Here is a 16,785-nt window from a genome sequence, read left to right as displayed (position 1 = left end):
CACGCCGTGGAACTGACGACGATGGCCGACAGGCCACTCCGCTCCGACGACTCCGACGACTCCGACCACTCCGACCGACCCGACCGACCCGACCGCCAGTCCCGCGCCGGTGTCGTTCTCGCCGGCGGCTACGCCACCCGGTTCGGCGACCGGGACAAGGCTGTCGCCGACCTCGCGGGCGTGCCGATGGTCCGGCGGACCACGGACAGACTCGCCGAGGTGACCGACGCGGTGGTCGTCAACTGCCGCCGCGAGCAGGTGCCGGCACTCCGCGAGGCGCTCGCCGGCCGGGACGACGTGGCACTCGCGCCAGATCCGACACCGGACCGTGGGCCACTGGCGGGCATCGCAACTGGTCTCGCGGTTCTCGACGCGACCAGCGTGGCGTACACCGCAGTCGTCGCCTGCGACATGCCACTGGTCGACCCGGCACTGCTCGCGTACCTGTTCGACCGCGCCGAGGGACACGACGCCGCGCTCGTCAGGACCGACGACGGCTGGTTCCAGCCGACACAGGCCGTCTACCGGATCGAGGCGATGCGGTGTGCCTGTGCCGACGCGCTGGACGAGGAGAACCCGAGGGTGCTTTCCGCCCTGGACGACCTCGACGCCGTGGTGATCGACGAAGCGGAAGTCGACTCGGTCGCGTCGATGCGGAGTCTGACCGACGTGAACACCGCCGAGGAGTTGGCGACGGTCGCCGAGTCGCTGGCCGACGAGTGACTCGGCGGTGGACGACTGGTGGGGACCGCGTCACGCCACGGGTCGACTCACCCCCGTCCCCGAAGGTAGCGTTATCAGCCGTGCGTCACTACGGGCTGTATGGCAGACGCGACCGTCCACCTGCTCGACCGGGGTACCGTCCGCGCCGACGCCGGCTACGTGATCGACGGCTACTCGATGGGGAGTGCCGTGGAACCGAACCCGGACCACGAGATGCTCGACTTCGTGGTCTGGTCCGCCGTGATCGACCACCCGGAGGGAACCTATCTCTGGGATACCGGGTCACACCCCGACGCCGGTGCGGGCTACTGGCCCGATCCGCTGTACGCCGCCTTCGAACACGTCGACGCCGCCGACCACGACCTCGAGGCCGACCTCGACCGGGCGGGCTACGATCTCGCCGACATCGACGCCGTGGTGATGTCCCACCTGCACCTCGACCACGCGGGCGGCCTCCACAACTTCGCGGACACCGACACGCCGATCTACGTCCACGAGGAGGAACTCAAGTTCGCCTACTACAGCGCCAAGACGACCGAAGGCTCCATCGCGTACCTCGCCGCGGACTTCGATCACGACCTGCGCTGGGAGGTCGTCCACCGCGACCGGCACAGCCTCGCCGACGACTTCGAACTGCTCCACCTGCCCGGTCACACGCCGGGGGTCCTCGGCGCACGTCTCGACCTGCCGGACGAGACGGTCCTGATCGCCGGTGACGAGTGTTACGTCGACGCGAACTACACGGACGAGGTGCCACTCGGTCCCGGGTTACTGTGGAGCGACCGCCACTGGTTCGAGAGCCTCCAGTGGCTGAAGGACCTCCAGCGCCGGACCGACGCCGACGTGCTCTACGGCCACGACCGCGAGCACTTCGAGTCGTTCGAGGGTGGCTGGAACCGGTAACCGGCCGCGACTGTCCCCGGCGACGTGTGAACGACAGTCGGCGACGTGTGACACGATAGATCACACACCCGATCGGCGTTACGTCGGGGAGTTTACACCCACCCGATAGAGATTTACGTCGGCCCCAATATGGTCCGTCCGCGATCAATGATCGAGGTGAAGCCGGCGGAGTCGGGGGTGAAAGCCGTCGACGTGGGCAAGAACACGATCACCGTCGGCGTGGACGACTGGCGGGCGGACGGGACCGCGACGTCGGTGAACCATCCCGTCGAGAAGACGATCACGGCGACGACGACACACCTGCAGTTCCCACACGTCTACGCGTACGTCGAACGCGTGTCGGGCGACGTCGTCGCCGAACCGTCCCGCGAGAACGACCCCACGACCGTCGAGTCGGGCGACTACGTGTTCTGTGCGGACGGCAACGTCAAGACCTTCGTCCGCTTCTCGGGGCCCGCGGAGATCTCCTCGCCGAGGTACGACACACTCCTGGTGACCTTCCCGTCCGCGACCGAGGTCACGATCGGCTTTCAGAGTCGGGTGAGCGTCCCACAGGAGACGATCACCGTCCCGTCCACACCGTCTGGGCTCGCCACGGCGCTGACACACCTCCCGTCGTTCGAGACCGAGACGCCCGACCGGACGTTCCCGTCGATGCGACGACACCCCGCCCGCGTCGAGACCGGCGAGTCGGTGTCGATCCCCGAGTCGCTGGTCTCGGATCGACTCGACACGGGCGTCACGATCAGGACTCCCCGGTCGTTCGACTGTCTCTTTCCGGTCGCGTCGCTGGCGCACTACCTCGGTGCGACCGTGACGGTCGAAGACCGGCAGTCGGTCGTCGTCGAGACACCGACCAGGGAGCACGAACTGGCGACCACGGAACTGGGCCGGGAGAGCGCCGACCTGCTCTCGCGAGTCTTCTTCCTCGACTGTCTCGTCCGGTCTGCGGGGCCGTACGGCTCGGAACCCGCAGAGGCCGGGCTGTTGGACGACGTCGGGATCGACCCCGATCGGTGGTACGACGCCGGACTCGCGGCGCGACTCGGCCGGTATCTCGACGCGCCCTTCGAGCGCGTGATCGACGAGTTGCCGACGTGGCACCTGGCGATGTACGTCGACCCACGACCGGCGTACGTCGAGGTGCTTCCGTTTCTCCTGCACAACCTCCCGACGATCTATCTCGCCGAGTCGGAACCGCTCGAACAGAACGAACGGCTCTCCCGCTCGCTCGACGACTTCTACCGGCGTCGTCGTCAGGTGAGCGATCCGCCCTCGGTCGAGGTCATCAAGCCGAACCTGGCGGCCGGTCGGATGCACGGCTGGCTCGCGGACGGCGCACCCATCGACGTGTTCAAGTCGATCCCGACGGCCTACGAGAACCGCTTCGACTACCTCGGGCGCTCGACGGACTCCATCTCCGTGGTCGCCGTCTTGAACGATCCGGAGATGTCCGACGAACACGCCGACGCGGCGGACATCTACCGTAAACGTGCCGAGGAACTGGACATCGACATCTCGGTTCGTGAACACCTAACCCGTGAAGAACTGGCGGACGTGTTCGAGGCGTCACACGACTTCGTCCACTACATCGGCCACTGCGAGGCGGACGGGCTTCGGTGTGCCGACGGGAACCTGGCCGTCTCGTCGCTGTCGGAGAGCAACACGCAGGTCTTCTTCCTGAACGCCTGTGGATCGTTCAACGAGGGCGTCGAACTCGTCGAACAGGGGAGTGTCGCGGGGGCGGTCACGTTCAACAAGGTACTCGACAGTCAGGCGGCCCGCGTCGGCACCGCGTTCGCCAGACTGTTGATCCACGGCTTCAGCATCGAGTACGCGCTCCAACTCGCCCGGCGGCGGATCATGATGGGCAAAGACTACACCGTCGTCGGCGACGGGACACACAGGCTCACGCAGTCCAACGAGGTCGCGCCGTCGCGGGCGGTACTGGAACGCCGGAGCGACGGGCGGTTCTCACTGGAGTACGACGTGTACTCTCCGGAGTTCTTCGGCAGCAACTACCGGTGCAAAGACCTCGGAACCGACCACGACGAGGCACGACTGCTCGGTAACCCCACGGAGACGGTCGTGACGGCCGACGAACTCGTCGGCTTCCTCGAAACGGCTGACACTGCCGTTATCTACGACGGCGACATCCACTGGTCGGCGGACCTCCGACACCACTTCGATAAAGAGTAACCGGGACGGTCAGGGACCGGGTTCGATGACGTGTCCCTGCTGGCCGATGGTCGCTTCGAGTCCGCCCCCACCGGCCGCCGCGACGCCTTGTGTTGCGAGCAGAATGCTCAAGACCACGAGGATCACGAGCAGTCTCGAATGCCGGATGCAGTGCCCACGGATTCTGTTACCGAGCATCATGCTATTTCTTCAATAGTACAACTACTTACAGCTTTCTATTGGATTTCAGACACCAACGACCGTCCGAATGCTGACATCGACGCTCACTCCGTGACGCTGGCGGGCACAAATGTCGTGGCTTCTGGGCGATAGGCAGCGTTAATATTAAATATTTCAAGCGCGATTGAGACCGTATGAGTACGAAGTCAAATTTACTTGAAACCCAGATCGAGGATATCCTCGCCGCCGCACTCGAGGAGACCGACGGCGAACTCCTGATCGTCGACCCCTCGGCCGAGGCAATCGAATCGCTCGTCGAAGTCGCCACCGCGTTCGAGGGCGACCTGCCGACGATGCGGATGATCGCCGACGAGTCCGTCCTGAAGGGCGTGATGGACGACTTCATCGTCGCCAGCAACGCGGCCGACCTCATCGACGCCGGCACGCTGTCGATGCGGACGGCCGAGGAGAGCGTGGACAACTCCCTGCTCGTCACCAGCGACGCGGTGCGGGCAGTCGTCAGCGCCGGCGACCGCGTGGCCGCCCTGACGACCGACGACGAGGCGTTCGTCGAGAGCGCCTTCGACGCCTACACCGAACTGTGGGAGGCCGCGCCGGACTTCAAGCTCCGCACGCCGCCCATCTCCCGCGTCCGGGAGACCCTCGACAGCGACATCGGCGAGGCCTCGCGTTCGGACTTCGACTCGGTGCTCGCCTCCCTCGAGACGGCCCGTGGCGACGGCGAGGGTCTCGACGAGGTCACCATCAGCCTGCTCGTCGCGGCGAAGAACGACGTGCTGCTGTACGACATCAGCAAGTGGGGCGAGGACGTCGGCATCGCCAGCAAGGCGACGTTCTCCCGCACGAAGACGAAGCTCGAGGACATGGGCCTGATCGACACCGAGAAGGTTCCCATCGACGTCGGCCGCCCGCGCCTGCGCCTGAAGCTCGGCGACGACCAGCTGAAGTCCGCCAACACGGACCAGCTGGCCAGCGTGGCGATGAGCATGCTGAACTGACGGCTTCATAACCCTGCTTTCGATTTTTCCGACTCCCGAGCGATAGCGCTGGAAGACTGGTGATTCGGTCGGTACGTCGTTGAGGATTCGGGGTACTCGATCTACGTCGCGGGACACTCGGTCTTCGAGGTAGCTCCTGTCGGGTGAGTTGGAGACGCCGGCCCCTTTCAGTCCCACCCGGTGGCTTCTGCGAAAGCGCACGCAACGGCCGGTGGACCAGTCGATTTCAGCGCGAGCGCCTCCCTGTGACCGTCGGCGTCGCCCGAGGCGGCCCTGCGCCGCCGAGGTGCGCGACAGGGAGGTCGCGCGAGGCGGCCCCACGCCGCCGAGGTGTCGCGCCAGCCCACTCGACTGGTGCGTGTGACGTGAGTCGGGAATTCAGTTCGGCTGTCGCAGTGCGGTTGCGGTCGGCGCGCGAGCAACGCGCGAGGGAGGGTGGCGGGCGGTGCGGAGAGCCACCCGAGGTTGGGGGGACTGAGGTGCGGTGCTGACGCGGTCGCGGTGCTGTGCGGATGCGGTCGAATATTCCGGTTGTCCCGGATCGAGTCGCGGTGCTGTCGCAGTCTGCGGTGCGGATGCTGTCGCGGTCTGCGGTGCAGTAGTGGTCGCAGTAGCAGTCACAGTCCACGATACAGTCACAGCCCTCACACCCGAACCCCCGATCTCCCGCCTCCGAAACGTGAACCACACCCACATCCCAGTTCCATCCCGACACGTTCAAGCCCGACTTGGGAGAAGCGAGCGACAACGTGCGCGTCCTCAACTACTTAGAGATCGAGTCCCGCCTCGACCGGAGCGGGATCGGGACCTCGACCGACCAACAGCGCGCCGCGCTCGCCCGAACCGACGTCGAGGTGCTCACGTCACCGTGGGAGGGCGGCACCCCGCCGAGCGCGCTCCGATCCGCACTCTCCGGCACGGACTTCTTCCGCGACTACGAGGTCGCCCACTGCAACCTCATCGGTCCCGGCTCGCTCGCGGTCGCGCGCCACGCGAAGCGCAACGACATCCCCCTCGTGCTCCACTCACACGTCACGAGCGAGGACTTCGCCGAGAGCTTCCGGGGGTCGAACTACGTCGCCCGCCCCCTGCGGTACTACCTCCGGTGGTTCTACTCGCAGGCCGACCTCGTGCTCTGTCCCTCCGAGTACACCAAGCGCACCCTCCTCGACTACCCCATCGACGCGCCCATCCGCCCCATCTCGAACGGCGTGGACAGCGACTCGCTGGAGGGCTTCGAGCAGTTCCGCGAGGAGACCCGCGCCGAGTACGATCTGGACGGTCTGGTCGCCTTCGCGGTCGGCAACGTCTTCGAGCGGAAGGGCCTGACAGACTTCTGTAAACTCGCCGAGCGGACGGACTACGAGTTCGTCTGGTTCGGCCCCTACGACTCCGGGCCGCAGGCCTCCAAGACAGTCCGCTACTGGCTCCGGAACCACCCCGACAACGTCACCTTCACCGGCTGGATGGACGACAAGCGCTCTGCGTTCGGTGCCGGCGACGTGTACCTGTTCCCCGCGAAGAAGGAGAACCAGGGTATCGCCGTCCTCGAAGCGATGGCCTGCGGGAAACCCTGCATCCTGCGGGACATCCCCGTCTTCCGGGAGTTCTACGAACACGAGTACGACTGCCTGTTCTGTGAGACACAGGAGGAGTTCGCCGAGGCACTCGACCGCCTCGCAGACGACCCGGACCTCCGCCAGCGACTCGGCGAGAACGCCCGGCAGACGGCGGCAGAACACAGCCTCGACCGCGTCGGCGAGCGACTCGTCTCGGCGTACGAGGAAGTCACAACCGTTTAACCGGCGGTCGGTGAAGGGCCGACGATGCACTCGGTCGCCGCCTTCACGGACACCTACCTGCCGACGGTCAACGGCGTCACCTACACGGTCAAGACGTGGCGCGACCGCTGGCAGGCACGCGGTGGCCGCATGGACGTGGTCTACCCCGGCGCGTCGGGCTACTCGCCGGACGACGGCGAGTTCCCGGTCCGGAGTCTCCCCTTTCCCTTCTACGACGGCTTCCGGTTCGGCCTCCCGCGCGTCCCGACCGGCGTCGCCCCGGTCGACGTGGTCCACGCCCACACGCCCTTCGCGCTCGGTCTCGCCGGCTCTCGACTCGCCAGTCGCTCCGACGCCCCACTCGTCGCCTCCTACCACACCCCGACCGGCGAGTACGCCTCCTACCTCACTTCCCGCGGCCCCATCGAGGACCGCATCGAGGCCCTGAGCGAGCGGTACGAGCGCTGGTTCTTCTCGAAGGCCGACGCCGTGGTCGTCCCGAGCGAGGCGACCCGGCGGTATCTCCTCGACGAGGTCGAGGTCCACGAACGCGGCCCCCGAACCACGGTTCGGGTCGTCCCTAACGGGGTGGACGTCGACCGCTTCCGGCCCGTGGACGGCGACGACTTCCGCCAGCGCTACCGACTCGGCGACCGGCCACTCGTCGGCTACACCGGCAGACACGGCTACGAGAAGTGTCTCTCGGATATCCTCGACGCGGTGGCGGGCCTGGACGTCACGGTCGTCTTCGGCGGCGACGGGCCCGCCCGCGCGGACCTCGAACGCGAGGCGGCCGAGCGTGACCTCGACGCGCGGTTCCTCGGCTTCCTCGACCGCGAGGAACTGCCGGGGTTCTACTCGGCACTCGACGCCTTCCTGTTCCCGAGTCCGGTCGAGACGCAGGGGTTGGTCGCTCTCGAAGCGAACGCCTGCGGGACACCGGTCGTCGGCGTCGACGCCGGTGCCCTGTCGGGGACCATCGAGGAGGGCGTGACCGGCTACCACTACCCGGAGGGCGACACGGCCGCGTTTCGGGACGCGATCCGGCGGACGCTCGACGAAGGTGAGTCACTGCAGGAGTCGTGTCTCGCGCGCCGGGCGGCGACCAGCGTCGAGAACGCGGTGGACGAACTCGGCACTGTCTACGACGACGTGCTGGCCGGCTGAATCGCTGGAGCGATCGGACCCGAACTCAGTCGTCTTCGAGTGCCTGCGCGATGCGCTGGAGCTGTCGGGTCGCGTCGCGGACCTCGTCGCGAAGCTGTCGGACCTCACGCACCAGTTCCTCGTTGCCGACCTCGGACTCGCCGCCGCGACCGCCTGCAGCACCGGGCGGGCCGCCGGGACCGCCGCCCATGCCGCCGGGGCCGCCGCCGCCCATCATGCCGGACATCATCTGTGCGAAGGGGTTGCCGCCACCACCGCCGCCCATGCCGCCGGGACCGCCGCCGCCCATCATCTCCTCGGGGTCGGGGCGCTCGGGGCCCTCGCCCCCCTCGCGCTCCTCGGCGCGGCGCTGGCGGATCTCCTCGACGCGCTCTCGGAAGGACTTCTCCTCGCCGTCGGCGTCTCCGCCGTCGGCGTCGTGGTCTGCACCCTCGCTCGGGGCGTCGGTCGGCTCCTCGGCGTGGTCGTCTTCGTCTTCTGGCATACCGCCGGCTTGGTCGGACGCGGGGAAAAGGATTGTCTCTCGCTCGCACGGCCAGCGGTGGTCGTCTCACCGCACGACCGACGCTCGACCGGCGAGTGCCCGACTCAGAGTTCGATGCGTTCGAGCAACTGGTCGTCGGACTTCGTGTTGATGGCGACGATCCTGATGTCGTCTTCCAGCATCGACTTCTCCAACTTCGCCTTCAGGAGGTTGTCCACCTGGTACACCCCGGCGGCGTTGATCATCTCGATCTCGACGAGCACCGGCGTCTCCTCGCCCTCCTTCAGCGACACCGCCTCGATGGCTCGACTCGACAGCGTGTTGATCCCGCGACCACCCTTCTCGTAGGGGATGCGCGACCGGCCGCGCTCCATGTCGAGGGCGTCGGCGACGCGGACCACCCCGGCCTCACTCGTCAGCGGGTCCTCCTCGGTGTGGTGACAGAGGATCGCGTGGAGGACCTCGGCTTTCACGCGCACTGCCTCTGGCGTCGAGTAGAACTGCGGGAGGAACCGATCGAGGAGGTCGGCCGCCAGCGGGATGGAGTAGTAGGCGTGTTCGTCCCGGTGGACGACGTGTCCGATGTCGTGGATCGTCGCCGCCAGCGCGATCACGACGGGTTCGTCCTCCTCGTCCAGTCCCTGTTCGGACGCGCCGTTGAACTCGACGCCGCCGCGCTTCAGGAGTTCGTAGAGACGGAGCGCCCGGTTCCGGACGATCTCGATGTGTTTCGGCCCGTGGTCGTTGTACCCCTTCCGCGTGACGGCGTTGACGTTCTGGGCTTCGAGATACGCCGTCACCTCGGGGTCGGCCAGCAGTTCCGGGAGCAGTTCGTTCAGTTTCTCGTCGGGGAAGGTGTGCTCCTCGTCGGGATCGTAGACGTGGGTCCCGTTGGTGGTCTCGGGGACCTCGGGACCGTCGGCGTCACTCATGCTTCGGCAAACACACCCCGGTGCGAAAAACTGTCGGGAACTGTCCGGCGAGCGATCACCAGCGCCCTCGGTCGGACGCCGGCCCGAGCGTCGGTCGTCGACTCAGGCCGCGTCGGCGGCCGCCTGTTTGACCTCCTCGTAGTCCGGTTCCGCGCCGGGGTCGTCGGAGGCCCACTTGTACGTGATCTCGCCGTCGGCGTCGACGACGAAGACGGCGCGCTTGGCGACACCGTAGTAGCCGAAGTCGGCGAAGTCCATCGTGACCCCGTAGGCGTCGATGATCTCCTTGTTGGTGTCGGAGACGAGACCGAACCCGAGGTCGTTCTGTGCTTTGAACTCCTGCAGGCCGAACGGGGTGTCGACGCTGATGCCGTAGACCGTCGCACCCACGTCGTCGAACGCGGCGAGGTCCGACTGGAAGGCGTTCATCTCGGCGGTACAGACCGAGGTGAACGCCCCGGGGAAGAAGGCGAGGACGGCCGGCCCGTCGCCGTCTCGCTCGGAGAAGGTGAACGGTCCGATGTCGTCGGATACGAGCGGTGCGGTGAAGTCGGGTGCGTCGTCGCCTACGTCGACCATGTTACGGACTTGTGTACGGACGACTCGGGGATTACCCTTGTGTTTGCGGCACGGCATCCGAGCAAAAAGCCTATAATCGACACTGGGTTAGGCAGGAACAGAGATGTTCGACATCATCCCACTGTTCCCCGGCATCCCCGGCGGGCCGGAGTTGCTGATCGTCCTGCTCGTGCTCGTCCTGCTGTTCGGGGCGAACAAGATTCCGAAACTCGCTCGCTCGACCGGTCAGGCGATGGGTGAGTTCAAGAAGGGCCGCGAGGAGATCGAAGAAGAACTGCAGGGCATGGACGAGGACTCGGACTCCACCGAGCCGACGACGAGTACCGAGTCGGAGCCGGCCACCGAGCGCTCCACGAGCGACAACTGACGATCCGACTCCCGGCCCTACTCAGTTCTTCACCGTTCCGAGTGACGACACCCGAGGGACACGCTTTTTCCGGTCGCCCGCCAGCCACCTGCTGGGGCGTGTGGCCTAGCGGATAGGGCGAGAGGTTCCTAACCTCTCGATCGCGGGTTCGAATCCCGCCACGCCCGTTCTCTGCGGAGCGTAGCGACACAGAGGACGAAGTGCGGGTTCGGACCCTGCCAGTCGCGCGCAGGGAGCGAAGCGAGTCGCACGCCCGGACTGTCTCGCTCCGGTTCGGATCCCGCCACGCCCGCTGTTCTATCCGAGCGACAGCGAGGACGAACAGCGCCTTGTAGCTTGAATTCTATCGGCCGTACTTGAATATACGTAGCGAGAAAGCACGTCTATTGTCTGATGATCTGTTGCACAGAATCCACAATTGACTTTCTACCGAACACGAGAGCTACCGTCATTAGTAATAACCCAATGATTGCTATACTAAGCGTACTCAACGTTGCATCCTGAATAGGGTTTCTGAGTTGAGTACTGATTATTTGAAACGTGGTGAACGCGATGATAGTAAATGAGAAAATTGTCTGGACAGCTGAGCTTCTAGTCTGTGACTTCTGCAAGTCCTCTAACTCATTCACCGTGTTTCCAAGCTTGTTGTTCGTAGTTGACAAAGTGTGATTCAAATCCTCTGTCGTAATCGCCTGCAGACCTTCTGCAGTCAAGTAATAGGACTTGGAATCACCGATTGTTCCTCCTGTAGCTTGAATCATTCCGATACCCTCCAATCGTTCCAAGTGAGACTGGCGAATTTCCTTCTCAATGTTATCGTTTATTAGCTCGATGTAGAACGCTCCCTGTTCTGGAATCTCAACATCACGCATGAATGATAGAATTTGTCGGTCAACATCGTTCACGGATAAGAAAGATTGTGCAGACAAGACTGATAAGTTTCATTGATTTACCCTCAGATAATGCCGAGCACTCTGAATCAGGCAATGGAAGCCGCTCTTTTGCTTGTGATGATAATCGGGTTGTTAATGCTGTTCTCCCTGACGAACACGGACAACACCACCCAAACAGTAGATAATTTAGGCAGATTTATTTACGCGGTTATGAACACTCTGGCTCCAACGAACCCTTTCGAAATCGTTATGGAATTTGTTGTAGCCACACTCGGATTTGTCTCGCTCAACAGAGTCAACACTCGCGTAGGTGTGCTAGGCGCGTTCTTCCTCTACTTCTTGACGTCGTTTTTACTCGCTTGGATCACTGCACCAGTCTAACCTGAATATGACGCCTCTTTTTTGTCTTTACCAGCCGATCCGATTCTTCACCCGTGGCCAGTAGCCCCACCACGCGACCGCCCACAACACGGCGGTCCCGAGGGGGTACGCGGTCCGGTTCGGCTGGTACGAGAAGCCCTGCGCGACCGAGAGCTGTGCGATGCCCGCCAACACGAGCAGACCGGCGGTGACGCGCGGGTCCTCCCAGTCGATCCACAAGCCGAGCAGGGCACTCCCGAGTACGAGCAGGTAACAGACGACACTGGCGGGCCACGCGAGGATGAACGCCGGCAGGCCCTGCGTGTAGACGAACAGAAAGTCGACGAGCGTCGTCACCTGCAGTGGGTTCGTGTTCACCAACCCCCACGCGAACAGCCACGTCGCGTCGCGCGCGGTGAACACCTGTACCGACCACGGGACGACCGCACCGACCGCGAGCAGGACCGCGACCACGCGCACTCGGCGCAACTGCCCACGCACTCGCGCCGTCTCTGTCGAGACCGACGACTCGGGCGGCGACTCCTCCATACGAGTCGATAGGTGTCCAGCGACAAGAGTGGTGCCGGTTCGGGGATTCGGTCGCAGAGACGAACGCGCGAGCGACCTACTTCCGGGCGACGATGCGGAGCACGTCCTCGTCGGCGAGTTCGTGGTCCTTGCCGACCTGCTGTTCGTCGTGTTTCGCGCTCGGTCCCGACACGCGAGCGAACTTGAACCGATCCTCTAACTCCCCGCCGAGTTTCCGGCAGGCGTCACCCACCGTCTGGCCCGACCGGAGGATCAGTGGCTCCTCGTAGTCCGGGCCGCGACCGGGTTTGTCCATGTAGATCCGGATCAGCCCGAGCGCCTCCCAGATCTCCTCGGCCAGCGCGTCGAGGCCCTTCTCCTCTTTCGCGCTGATGAAGACGGCGTCCTCGGGGTCGATGTCGTGGTCGCGCAGGTTCGCGTGGACCGTCTCGAGGTACTCCTCGTCGATCAGGTCGGCCTTGTTGACGGTGACGAGCGACGGGAGGTACACCCGGTTGTCCATCACGCCGTCGACCAGTTCGTCGATGCTCAGATCGCCCCGGACCGTCACGTCGGCGTTGACGTAGCCGTACTGTCGGAGCACGTCCGCGACCGTCGCGTCGTCCAGCGACACGTCGTCGCTGGTCGTCACCCGGATACCGCCCTTCCCCTTCTTCGAGATGGTGAGGTTTGGCGGGGTGGTGTCGAGACGCACCTTGTTGTTGTACAGTTCCTCGCGCAGGCGCTCGTACTGGTCGATCTCGAACACCGAGAGGACGAAGACGATGAGGTCGGCCGTGCGGACGACCGACAGGACCTCCCGCCCGCCGCCGCGTCCGTCGGCCGCGCCCTCGATCAGGCCCGGCACGTCGAGCATCTGGATGTTCGCGCCGTTGTACTGCAGCATCCCCGGGTTGACGTTCAGCGTCGTGAACTCGTACTCGCCGACGTCGCTGTCGGCGTTCGTCATCGCGTTGATGAGCGACGACTTGCCGACGCTCGGGAAGCCGACCAGCGCGACCGTCGCGTCGCCGGACTTCTCGACCGCGTAGCCGTGGCCGCCGCCGGAGGAGGAGCGGTTCTGCAGCTTCTCCTTCTTCTCGGCGAGCTTGGCTTTCAGCCGACCGATGTGCTGCTCGGTCGACTTGTTGTACGGCGTGTTGGAGATCTCTTCTTCGAGCTCGTCGATCTCCTCCTCCAGTCCCATCACCTTCCAGTCCGCCGGCTGCGTCGAAAAAGGCTTTCCTTCGGTCGCGTCGCCCCGGTCGCCCGAATCGCGGCGCTGTGGCTCGTCTCGACCCCGTGGGGTCGCCAGCGATCCGACACGACTAAACCACGGGACACAGACGCACGAAACGGGTATGCCAGATCCGTCCCGCCTCAGAGACAGCACGGAGATCGTGCTTCCCTGTGACGCGCTGGACGACGTGCGGGGGGATCTCGAATCGGAGTTCACCGTCACCGTGTTTGCGACGGGCGACCACTGTCGGATCATCGGCAGTCCCGTGGAGATCAAAGCCGTGAGTAACTACCTCACTCGGCACGGCATCTCGGTACCCTGACGCCGCAGGGGTGGTCGATCCGGGTCGCCGTGTGTTCCGGCACGCTTCTCCGTGTGTTCCGACACGCTTCTTACCGTGGGACCGTTACCGGAGGTATGGACGAGAATCCGGGGGTGTCCGACCAGTATCGCATGGCCAGTCCGTGGCCGGTGTTCGTCGCACTCGGCATCCCGATCTCCGAGATCGGACTTCTCTTCGACGTACTGCCGATCGCGGTCGGCGGTCTCCTGTTGTTCTGTGGGAGCATCGCCGGTATGGTCGCGGAGGCCGGCTACGCCAAGAGTCCGTGGCGGGCGGCCGCAGGCTCTGCCGTCGCGCTCTTCGCGTTCGCGGGCGTCCTGGTGTACCTCTCGTCGACCGACGGCGGGGCGGCACTCGGTCAGCGTGGACTGGCGGTCGTCGTCTCCGGCGGCCTCCTGCTCGCCGGCAGCCTCGTCGGATCGCTGGTGGTACAGGAACCGAGTACGGTCTGACACCTCGGAGCCGAATGCGACCCGACGCGTCGGAGCCGAGGCGAGGTCGGCGCGATCTGAACCAACAACCTATTTGTGAGTCGTCCGTAACCTGCGAGCATGGCAAACAGGATCTTCGACAAGGACACGCTCCTCGACCTGACGGTGAACATCATCCCGCTGTTCATCATCCTGTTTTTCGTCGTCGTGTTCGCGGTCATCAACCCGTGGGGTTTCGACGCGCTGGGGAGCGGTCTCCAGTACGCACTGCTGATCGCGCCGTTCGTCGCGCTCGCGGTGCTGACGTACCTCTCCGGGAAGGCGATCGCCGGTGCCGAGAAGTCCGGGACCGTCTTCCTGCCGGGACAGGCGAACGTCGAGGGCGCGAAGCCCCTCCACGAACGCGAGGCGGAAGCGGAAGCACTCGAGTCGGGCGAGGCAGCCCAGTCGAGTGAAGTCGAGTCGGCCGAGGAGACGCCGGAACTCGAAGGCGAGGACGCAGCGACCCAACCCGAAGACGACGAAGTCGACGCGGAGAACACCGAGGCGGCAGCAGACGACGCGGACGCCGAGACCGACGACGAGAAGTGAGTCCCGTCCGGGTGGGGGCACCCCCCGGTCGCCCCGAACCGTTCTCCTCGATCCGTCCTGACGGTCTGCGCGAACTCCCCGTTCTGTGACACCGGTCTGCTCGGTCGGTGACAGCCCCGTGCTATCACGGGGACGAGACCGCTTCGTCCCGTGAAGTCGGGGCGACTCACACCCGAACCTTTCTTTACCCTCGACTCCTGAGCAACTCCCATGCAGATCAACGGACAGTTGGCACTGACGGTGCTGATGGGGGTCTTCCTCCTCGCCGTCGCCGCGTGGCTCACGCGGGTCGAAAACTGGCGGAGCTACACCCCGCTCGCGGGCGGCGGTGCGACCGCCGGCGAGTCCGGCTACGTCTCTCAGGAGAAGCCGGCAGGAATCGTGCGCTGGCTGACGACAGTGGACCACAAGGACATCGGGTTCCTCTACGGCGCGTACGCGATCATCGCGTTCCTCGTCGGCGGCGCGATGGTGATGTTGATGCGGGCGGAACTCGCGGTGCCCGACACGGCGGTCGTCGGCCCGGCGTTCTACAACTCGCTGTTGACGAGTCACGGGATCACGATGCTGTTCCTGTTCGGGACGCCCATCATCGCGGCGTTCGCGAACTACTTCGTCCCGCTGATCATCGGCGCGGACGACATGGCGTTCCCCCGGATCAACGCCATCGCGTTCTGGCTGCTCCCGCCGGCCGCGCTGCTGATCTGGGCGGGCTTCTTCGCCGCGCCGCTGGGCCTGTTCAACCCGGCTCAGACCGCGTGGACGATGTACACGCCGCTGTCCATCACGCAGACCGACCCCGGCGTCGACCTGATGCTGCTCGGCCTCCACCTCTCGGGGGTCTCGGCGACGATGGGGGCGATCAACTTCATCGCGACCATCTTCACCGAGCGCGACGAGTCGGTCACCTGGGCGAACCTCGACATCTTCTCGTGGACCATCCTCACCCAGTCCGGCCTCATCCTGTTCGCGTTCCCGCTGCTGGGCAGTGCGATCCTGATGCTCCTGCTCGACCGGAACTTCGCCACGACCTTCTTCACGGTCGGCGGCGGTGACCCCATCCTCTGGCAGCACCTGTTCTGGTTCTTCGGCCACCCCGAGGTGTACATCCTCGTGCTCCCGCCGATGGGCATCGTGAGCTACGTCCTGCCGCGCTTCTCCGGCCGGCGGCTGTTCGGCTTCAAGTTCGTCGTCTACTCCACGCTCGCCATCGGCGTCCTGTCGTTCGGCGTGTGGGCACACCACATGTTCTCGACGGGCATCGACCCGCGCCTGCGGGCGTCGTTCATGGCGGTCTCGCTCGCCATCGCCATCCCCTCGGCCGTGAAGACGTTCAACTGGATCACGACGATGTGGAACGGCAAACTCCGCCTGACGACCCCGATGCTGTTCTGCATCGGCTTCGTCTCGAACTTCATCATCGGCGGGGTGACGGGCGTCTTCCTCGCGTCCATCCCGGTCGACCTCGTGCTCCACGACACCTACTACGTCGTCGGGCACTTCCACTACATCGTGATGGGCGCCATCGGCTTCGCGGCGATGGCCGGCCTCTACTACTGGTACCCGATCTTCACCGGGCGGATGTACCAGTCGACGCTGGCGAAGTTCCACTTCTGGACGTGGATGATCGGCACGAACATCACGTTCTTCGCCATGATCCTGCTGGGCTACGGCGGCATGCCGCGCCGGTACGCGACGTACCTGCCGCAGTTCGCCACGCTCCACCAGATCGCCACGGCCGGCGCGTTCCTGCTGATGATCGGCGGGATCTTCTGGCTGTACAACTTCATCATCTCGTGGTACGACGGGCCGAAGGTGCAGGACGGCGACCCGTGGAACCTGAAGGAACACGACCTCCACACCGCCGAGTGGCAGTGGTTCGACCGCCGACTGGAGACCGCCGTCACGGACGGCGGCGAGGAGAACGAGGACCTCGTTCCGGACGGTGGCGAGTCCGATGCGGACGAGTCGAGCGAGTCGGACGAGTAAGCTGTCTCCGGCGGTTGTTTTCGCGGTCTTCGGCTTCGCGGTTTGCGTGTTCACGGAGTCACTGTTCGCGGTTCGAGTCTTCGTGCGTTCGTCTGCG

At 65.0% G+C, this 16,785-nt stretch carries 19 protein-coding genes and 1 tRNA gene; 13 read left to right on the top strand and 7 right to left on the bottom strand.

What is annotated here, in order from left to right; all coding sequences use genetic code 11:
* Positions 1–21 precede the first annotated feature (21 nt).
* The 3 genes from mobA to LI337_RS07240 all read left to right on the top strand — a co-directional run bounded on the left by mobA (position 22) and on the right by LI337_RS07240 (position 3,825).
* Complete coding sequence (mobA, locus tag LI337_RS07250) at positions 22–723, top strand: molybdenum cofactor guanylyltransferase (RefSeq protein ID WP_227229137.1); 702 nt, start codon at positions 22–24, stop codon at positions 721–723.
* A 99-nt stretch (positions 724–822) separates the two neighbouring features.
* Entirely contained in the window at positions 823–1,626 is an 804-nt protein-coding gene (locus LI337_RS07245; RefSeq protein WP_227229136.1) for an N-acyl homoserine lactonase family protein, read from the top strand.
* A gap of 147 nt (positions 1,627–1,773) precedes the next feature.
* Entirely contained in the window at positions 1,774–3,825 is a 2,052-nt protein-coding gene (locus LI337_RS07240) for a hypothetical protein (RefSeq protein ID WP_227229135.1), read from the top strand.
* Positions 3,826–3,834: 9 nt separating this feature from the next.
* On the opposite strand, the gene LI337_RS07235 is transcribed toward LI337_RS07240, so the two are convergent.
* Positions 3,835–4,005, bottom strand: a complete 171-nt coding sequence (locus LI337_RS07235; RefSeq protein ID WP_227229134.1) for a hypothetical protein — start codon at positions 4,003–4,005, stop codon at positions 3,835–3,837.
* Positions 4,006–4,178: 173 nt separating this feature from the next.
* Between LI337_RS07235 and tbsP the strand changes: the two genes are divergently transcribed.
* From tbsP to LI337_RS07220, 3 genes are all read left to right on the top strand, one after another.
* Positions 4,179–5,003 (top strand): transcriptional regulator TbsP, encoded by an 825-nt coding sequence (tbsP, locus tag LI337_RS07230; protein ID WP_227229133.1) that lies wholly within the window; start codon positions 4,179–4,181, stop codon positions 5,001–5,003.
* A gap of 749 nt (positions 5,004–5,752) precedes the next feature.
* The gene (locus tag LI337_RS07225) at positions 5,753–6,805 is read left to right on the top strand and encodes a glycosyltransferase family 4 protein (RefSeq protein WP_227229132.1); all 1,053 of its coding nucleotides are present in this window, start codon (positions 5,753–5,755) and stop codon (positions 6,803–6,805) included.
* A 24-nt stretch (positions 6,806–6,829) separates the two neighbouring features.
* Positions 6,830–7,951: a glycosyltransferase gene (locus tag LI337_RS07220; protein ID WP_227229131.1), complete on the top strand. Its 1,122-nt coding sequence runs from the start codon at positions 6,830–6,832 to the stop codon at positions 7,949–7,951.
* 25 nt (positions 7,952–7,976) lie between these two features.
* Here the strand turns inward: LI337_RS07220 and LI337_RS07215 are convergent, their stop codons facing one another.
* From LI337_RS07215 to LI337_RS07205, 3 genes are all read right to left on the bottom strand, one after another.
* On the bottom strand, positions 7,977–8,435 hold the full coding sequence (locus tag LI337_RS07215; RefSeq protein ID WP_227229130.1) for a hypothetical protein: 459 nt from the start codon (positions 8,433–8,435) through the stop codon (positions 7,977–7,979).
* A 104-nt stretch (positions 8,436–8,539) separates the two neighbouring features.
* Positions 8,540–9,367, bottom strand: coding sequence for an HD domain-containing protein (locus LI337_RS07210; protein ID WP_227229129.1), 828 nt, complete (start codon positions 9,365–9,367; stop codon positions 8,540–8,542).
* Positions 9,368–9,469: 102 nt separating this feature from the next.
* Positions 9,470–9,946, bottom strand: a complete 477-nt coding sequence (locus LI337_RS07205; RefSeq protein WP_227229128.1) for a redoxin domain-containing protein — start codon at positions 9,944–9,946, stop codon at positions 9,470–9,472.
* A gap of 103 nt (positions 9,947–10,049) precedes the next feature.
* Here LI337_RS07205 and LI337_RS07200 point away from each other — a divergent pair, with 103 nt between their 5' ends.
* Together LI337_RS07200 and LI337_RS07195 are read left to right on the top strand one after the other, a co-directional pair.
* Positions 10,050–10,313: a Sec-independent protein translocase subunit TatA/TatB gene (locus LI337_RS07200; protein WP_227229127.1), complete on the top strand. Its 264-nt coding sequence runs from the start codon at positions 10,050–10,052 to the stop codon at positions 10,311–10,313.
* Between the two features lie 94 nt (positions 10,314–10,407).
* Positions 10,408–10,480, top strand: a tRNA-Arg gene (locus LI337_RS07195).
* A gap of 216 nt (positions 10,481–10,696) precedes the next feature.
* Here the strand turns inward: LI337_RS07195 and LI337_RS07190 are convergent.
* Positions 10,697–11,218 carry a hypothetical protein gene (locus tag LI337_RS07190; RefSeq protein ID WP_227229126.1) on the bottom strand — a complete coding sequence of 174 codons (522 nt, stop codon included), beginning with the start codon at positions 11,216–11,218 and terminating at the stop codon, positions 10,697–10,699.
* 57 nt (positions 11,219–11,275) lie between these two features.
* Between LI337_RS07190 and LI337_RS07185 the strand changes: the two genes are divergently transcribed.
* Entirely contained in the window at positions 11,276–11,587 is a 312-nt protein-coding gene (locus LI337_RS07185) for a hypothetical protein (protein WP_227229125.1), read from the top strand.
* Positions 11,588–11,614: 27 nt separating this feature from the next.
* On the opposite strand, the gene LI337_RS07180 is transcribed toward LI337_RS07185, so the two are convergent.
* Both LI337_RS07180 and LI337_RS07175 read right to left on the bottom strand, forming a co-directional pair.
* Entirely contained in the window at positions 11,615–12,115 is a 501-nt protein-coding gene (locus tag LI337_RS07180) for a TIGR04206 family protein (protein WP_227229124.1), read from the bottom strand.
* A 76-nt stretch (positions 12,116–12,191) separates the two neighbouring features.
* Positions 12,192–13,301, bottom strand: a complete 1,110-nt coding sequence (locus LI337_RS07175) for an OBG GTPase family GTP-binding protein (RefSeq protein WP_227229123.1) — start codon at positions 13,299–13,301, stop codon at positions 12,192–12,194.
* A 154-nt stretch (positions 13,302–13,455) separates the two neighbouring features.
* Here LI337_RS07175 and LI337_RS07170 point away from each other — a divergent pair, with 154 nt between their 5' ends.
* From LI337_RS07170 to LI337_RS07155, 4 genes are all read left to right on the top strand, one after another.
* Complete coding sequence (locus tag LI337_RS07170) at positions 13,456–13,656, top strand: VNG_1110C family protein (protein WP_227229122.1); 201 nt, start codon at positions 13,456–13,458, stop codon at positions 13,654–13,656.
* Between the two features lie 95 nt (positions 13,657–13,751).
* Positions 13,752–14,129, top strand: a complete 378-nt coding sequence (locus tag LI337_RS07165) for a DUF7541 family protein (protein WP_227229121.1) — start codon at positions 13,752–13,754, stop codon at positions 14,127–14,129.
* Between the two features lie 99 nt (positions 14,130–14,228).
* Complete coding sequence (locus LI337_RS07160; RefSeq protein ID WP_227229120.1) at positions 14,229–14,699, top strand: DUF6684 family protein; 471 nt, start codon at positions 14,229–14,231, stop codon at positions 14,697–14,699.
* Positions 14,700–14,945: 246 nt separating this feature from the next.
* The gene (locus LI337_RS07155; RefSeq protein ID WP_227229434.1) at positions 14,946–16,688 is read left to right on the top strand and encodes a cbb3-type cytochrome c oxidase subunit I; all 1,743 of its coding nucleotides are present in this window, start codon (positions 14,946–14,948) and stop codon (positions 16,686–16,688) included.
* Positions 16,689–16,785 lie beyond the last annotated feature (97 nt).

The organism is Salinirubrum litoreum, assembly GCF_020567425.1.
Classification (GTDB): Archaea; Halobacteriota; Halobacteria; order Halobacteriales; family Haloferacaceae; genus Salinirubrum; species Salinirubrum litoreum.
Note: the sequence above shows the minus strand (reverse complement) of the source record. Positions and strands in the feature narration are given on the sequence as shown.

Bases quoted from the DNA above. Each gene is read 5' to 3' on its own strand.
- LI337_RS07175 (WP_227229123.1), bottom strand. From the start codon at position 13,301: ATGGGACTGGAGGAGGAGATCGACGAGCTCGAAGAAGAGATCTCCAAC.
- LI337_RS07210 (WP_227229129.1), bottom strand. From the start codon at position 9,367: ATGAGTGACGCCGACGGTCCCGAGGTCCCCGAGACCACCAACGGGACC.
- LI337_RS07180 (WP_227229124.1), bottom strand. From the start codon at position 12,115: ATGGAGGAGTCGCCGCCCGAGTCGTCGGTCTCGACAGAGACGGCGCGA.
- LI337_RS07240 (WP_227229135.1), top strand. From the start codon at position 1,774: ATGATCGAGGTGAAGCCGGCGGAGTCGGGGGTGAAAGCCGTCGACGTG.
- LI337_RS07155 (WP_227229434.1), top strand. From the start codon at position 14,946: ATGGGGGTCTTCCTCCTCGCCGTCGCCGCGTGGCTCACGCGGGTCGAA.
- LI337_RS07215 (WP_227229130.1), bottom strand. From the start codon at position 8,435: ATGCCAGAAGACGAAGACGACCACGCCGAGGAGCCGACCGACGCCCCG.
- LI337_RS07245 (WP_227229136.1), top strand. From the start codon at position 823: ATGGCAGACGCGACCGTCCACCTGCTCGACCGGGGTACCGTCCGCGCC.
- mobA (WP_227229137.1), top strand. From the start codon at position 22: ATGGCCGACAGGCCACTCCGCTCCGACGACTCCGACGACTCCGACCAC.
- LI337_RS07165 (WP_227229121.1), top strand. From the start codon at position 13,752: ATGGACGAGAATCCGGGGGTGTCCGACCAGTATCGCATGGCCAGTCCG.
- LI337_RS07220 (WP_227229131.1), top strand. From the start codon at position 6,830: ATGCACTCGGTCGCCGCCTTCACGGACACCTACCTGCCGACGGTCAAC.
- tbsP (WP_227229133.1), top strand. From the start codon at position 4,179: ATGAGTACGAAGTCAAATTTACTTGAAACCCAGATCGAGGATATCCTC.
- LI337_RS07160 (WP_227229120.1), top strand. From the start codon at position 14,229: ATGGCAAACAGGATCTTCGACAAGGACACGCTCCTCGACCTGACGGTG.
- LI337_RS07185 (WP_227229125.1), top strand. From the start codon at position 11,276: ATGCCGAGCACTCTGAATCAGGCAATGGAAGCCGCTCTTTTGCTTGTG.
- LI337_RS07205 (WP_227229128.1), bottom strand. From the start codon at position 9,946: ATGGTCGACGTAGGCGACGACGCACCCGACTTCACCGCACCGCTCGTA.
- LI337_RS07170 (WP_227229122.1), top strand. From the start codon at position 13,456: ATGCCAGATCCGTCCCGCCTCAGAGACAGCACGGAGATCGTGCTTCCC.
- LI337_RS07200 (WP_227229127.1), top strand. From the start codon at position 10,050: ATGTTCGACATCATCCCACTGTTCCCCGGCATCCCCGGCGGGCCGGAG.
- LI337_RS07235 (WP_227229134.1), bottom strand. From the start codon at position 4,005: ATGATGCTCGGTAACAGAATCCGTGGGCACTGCATCCGGCATTCGAGA.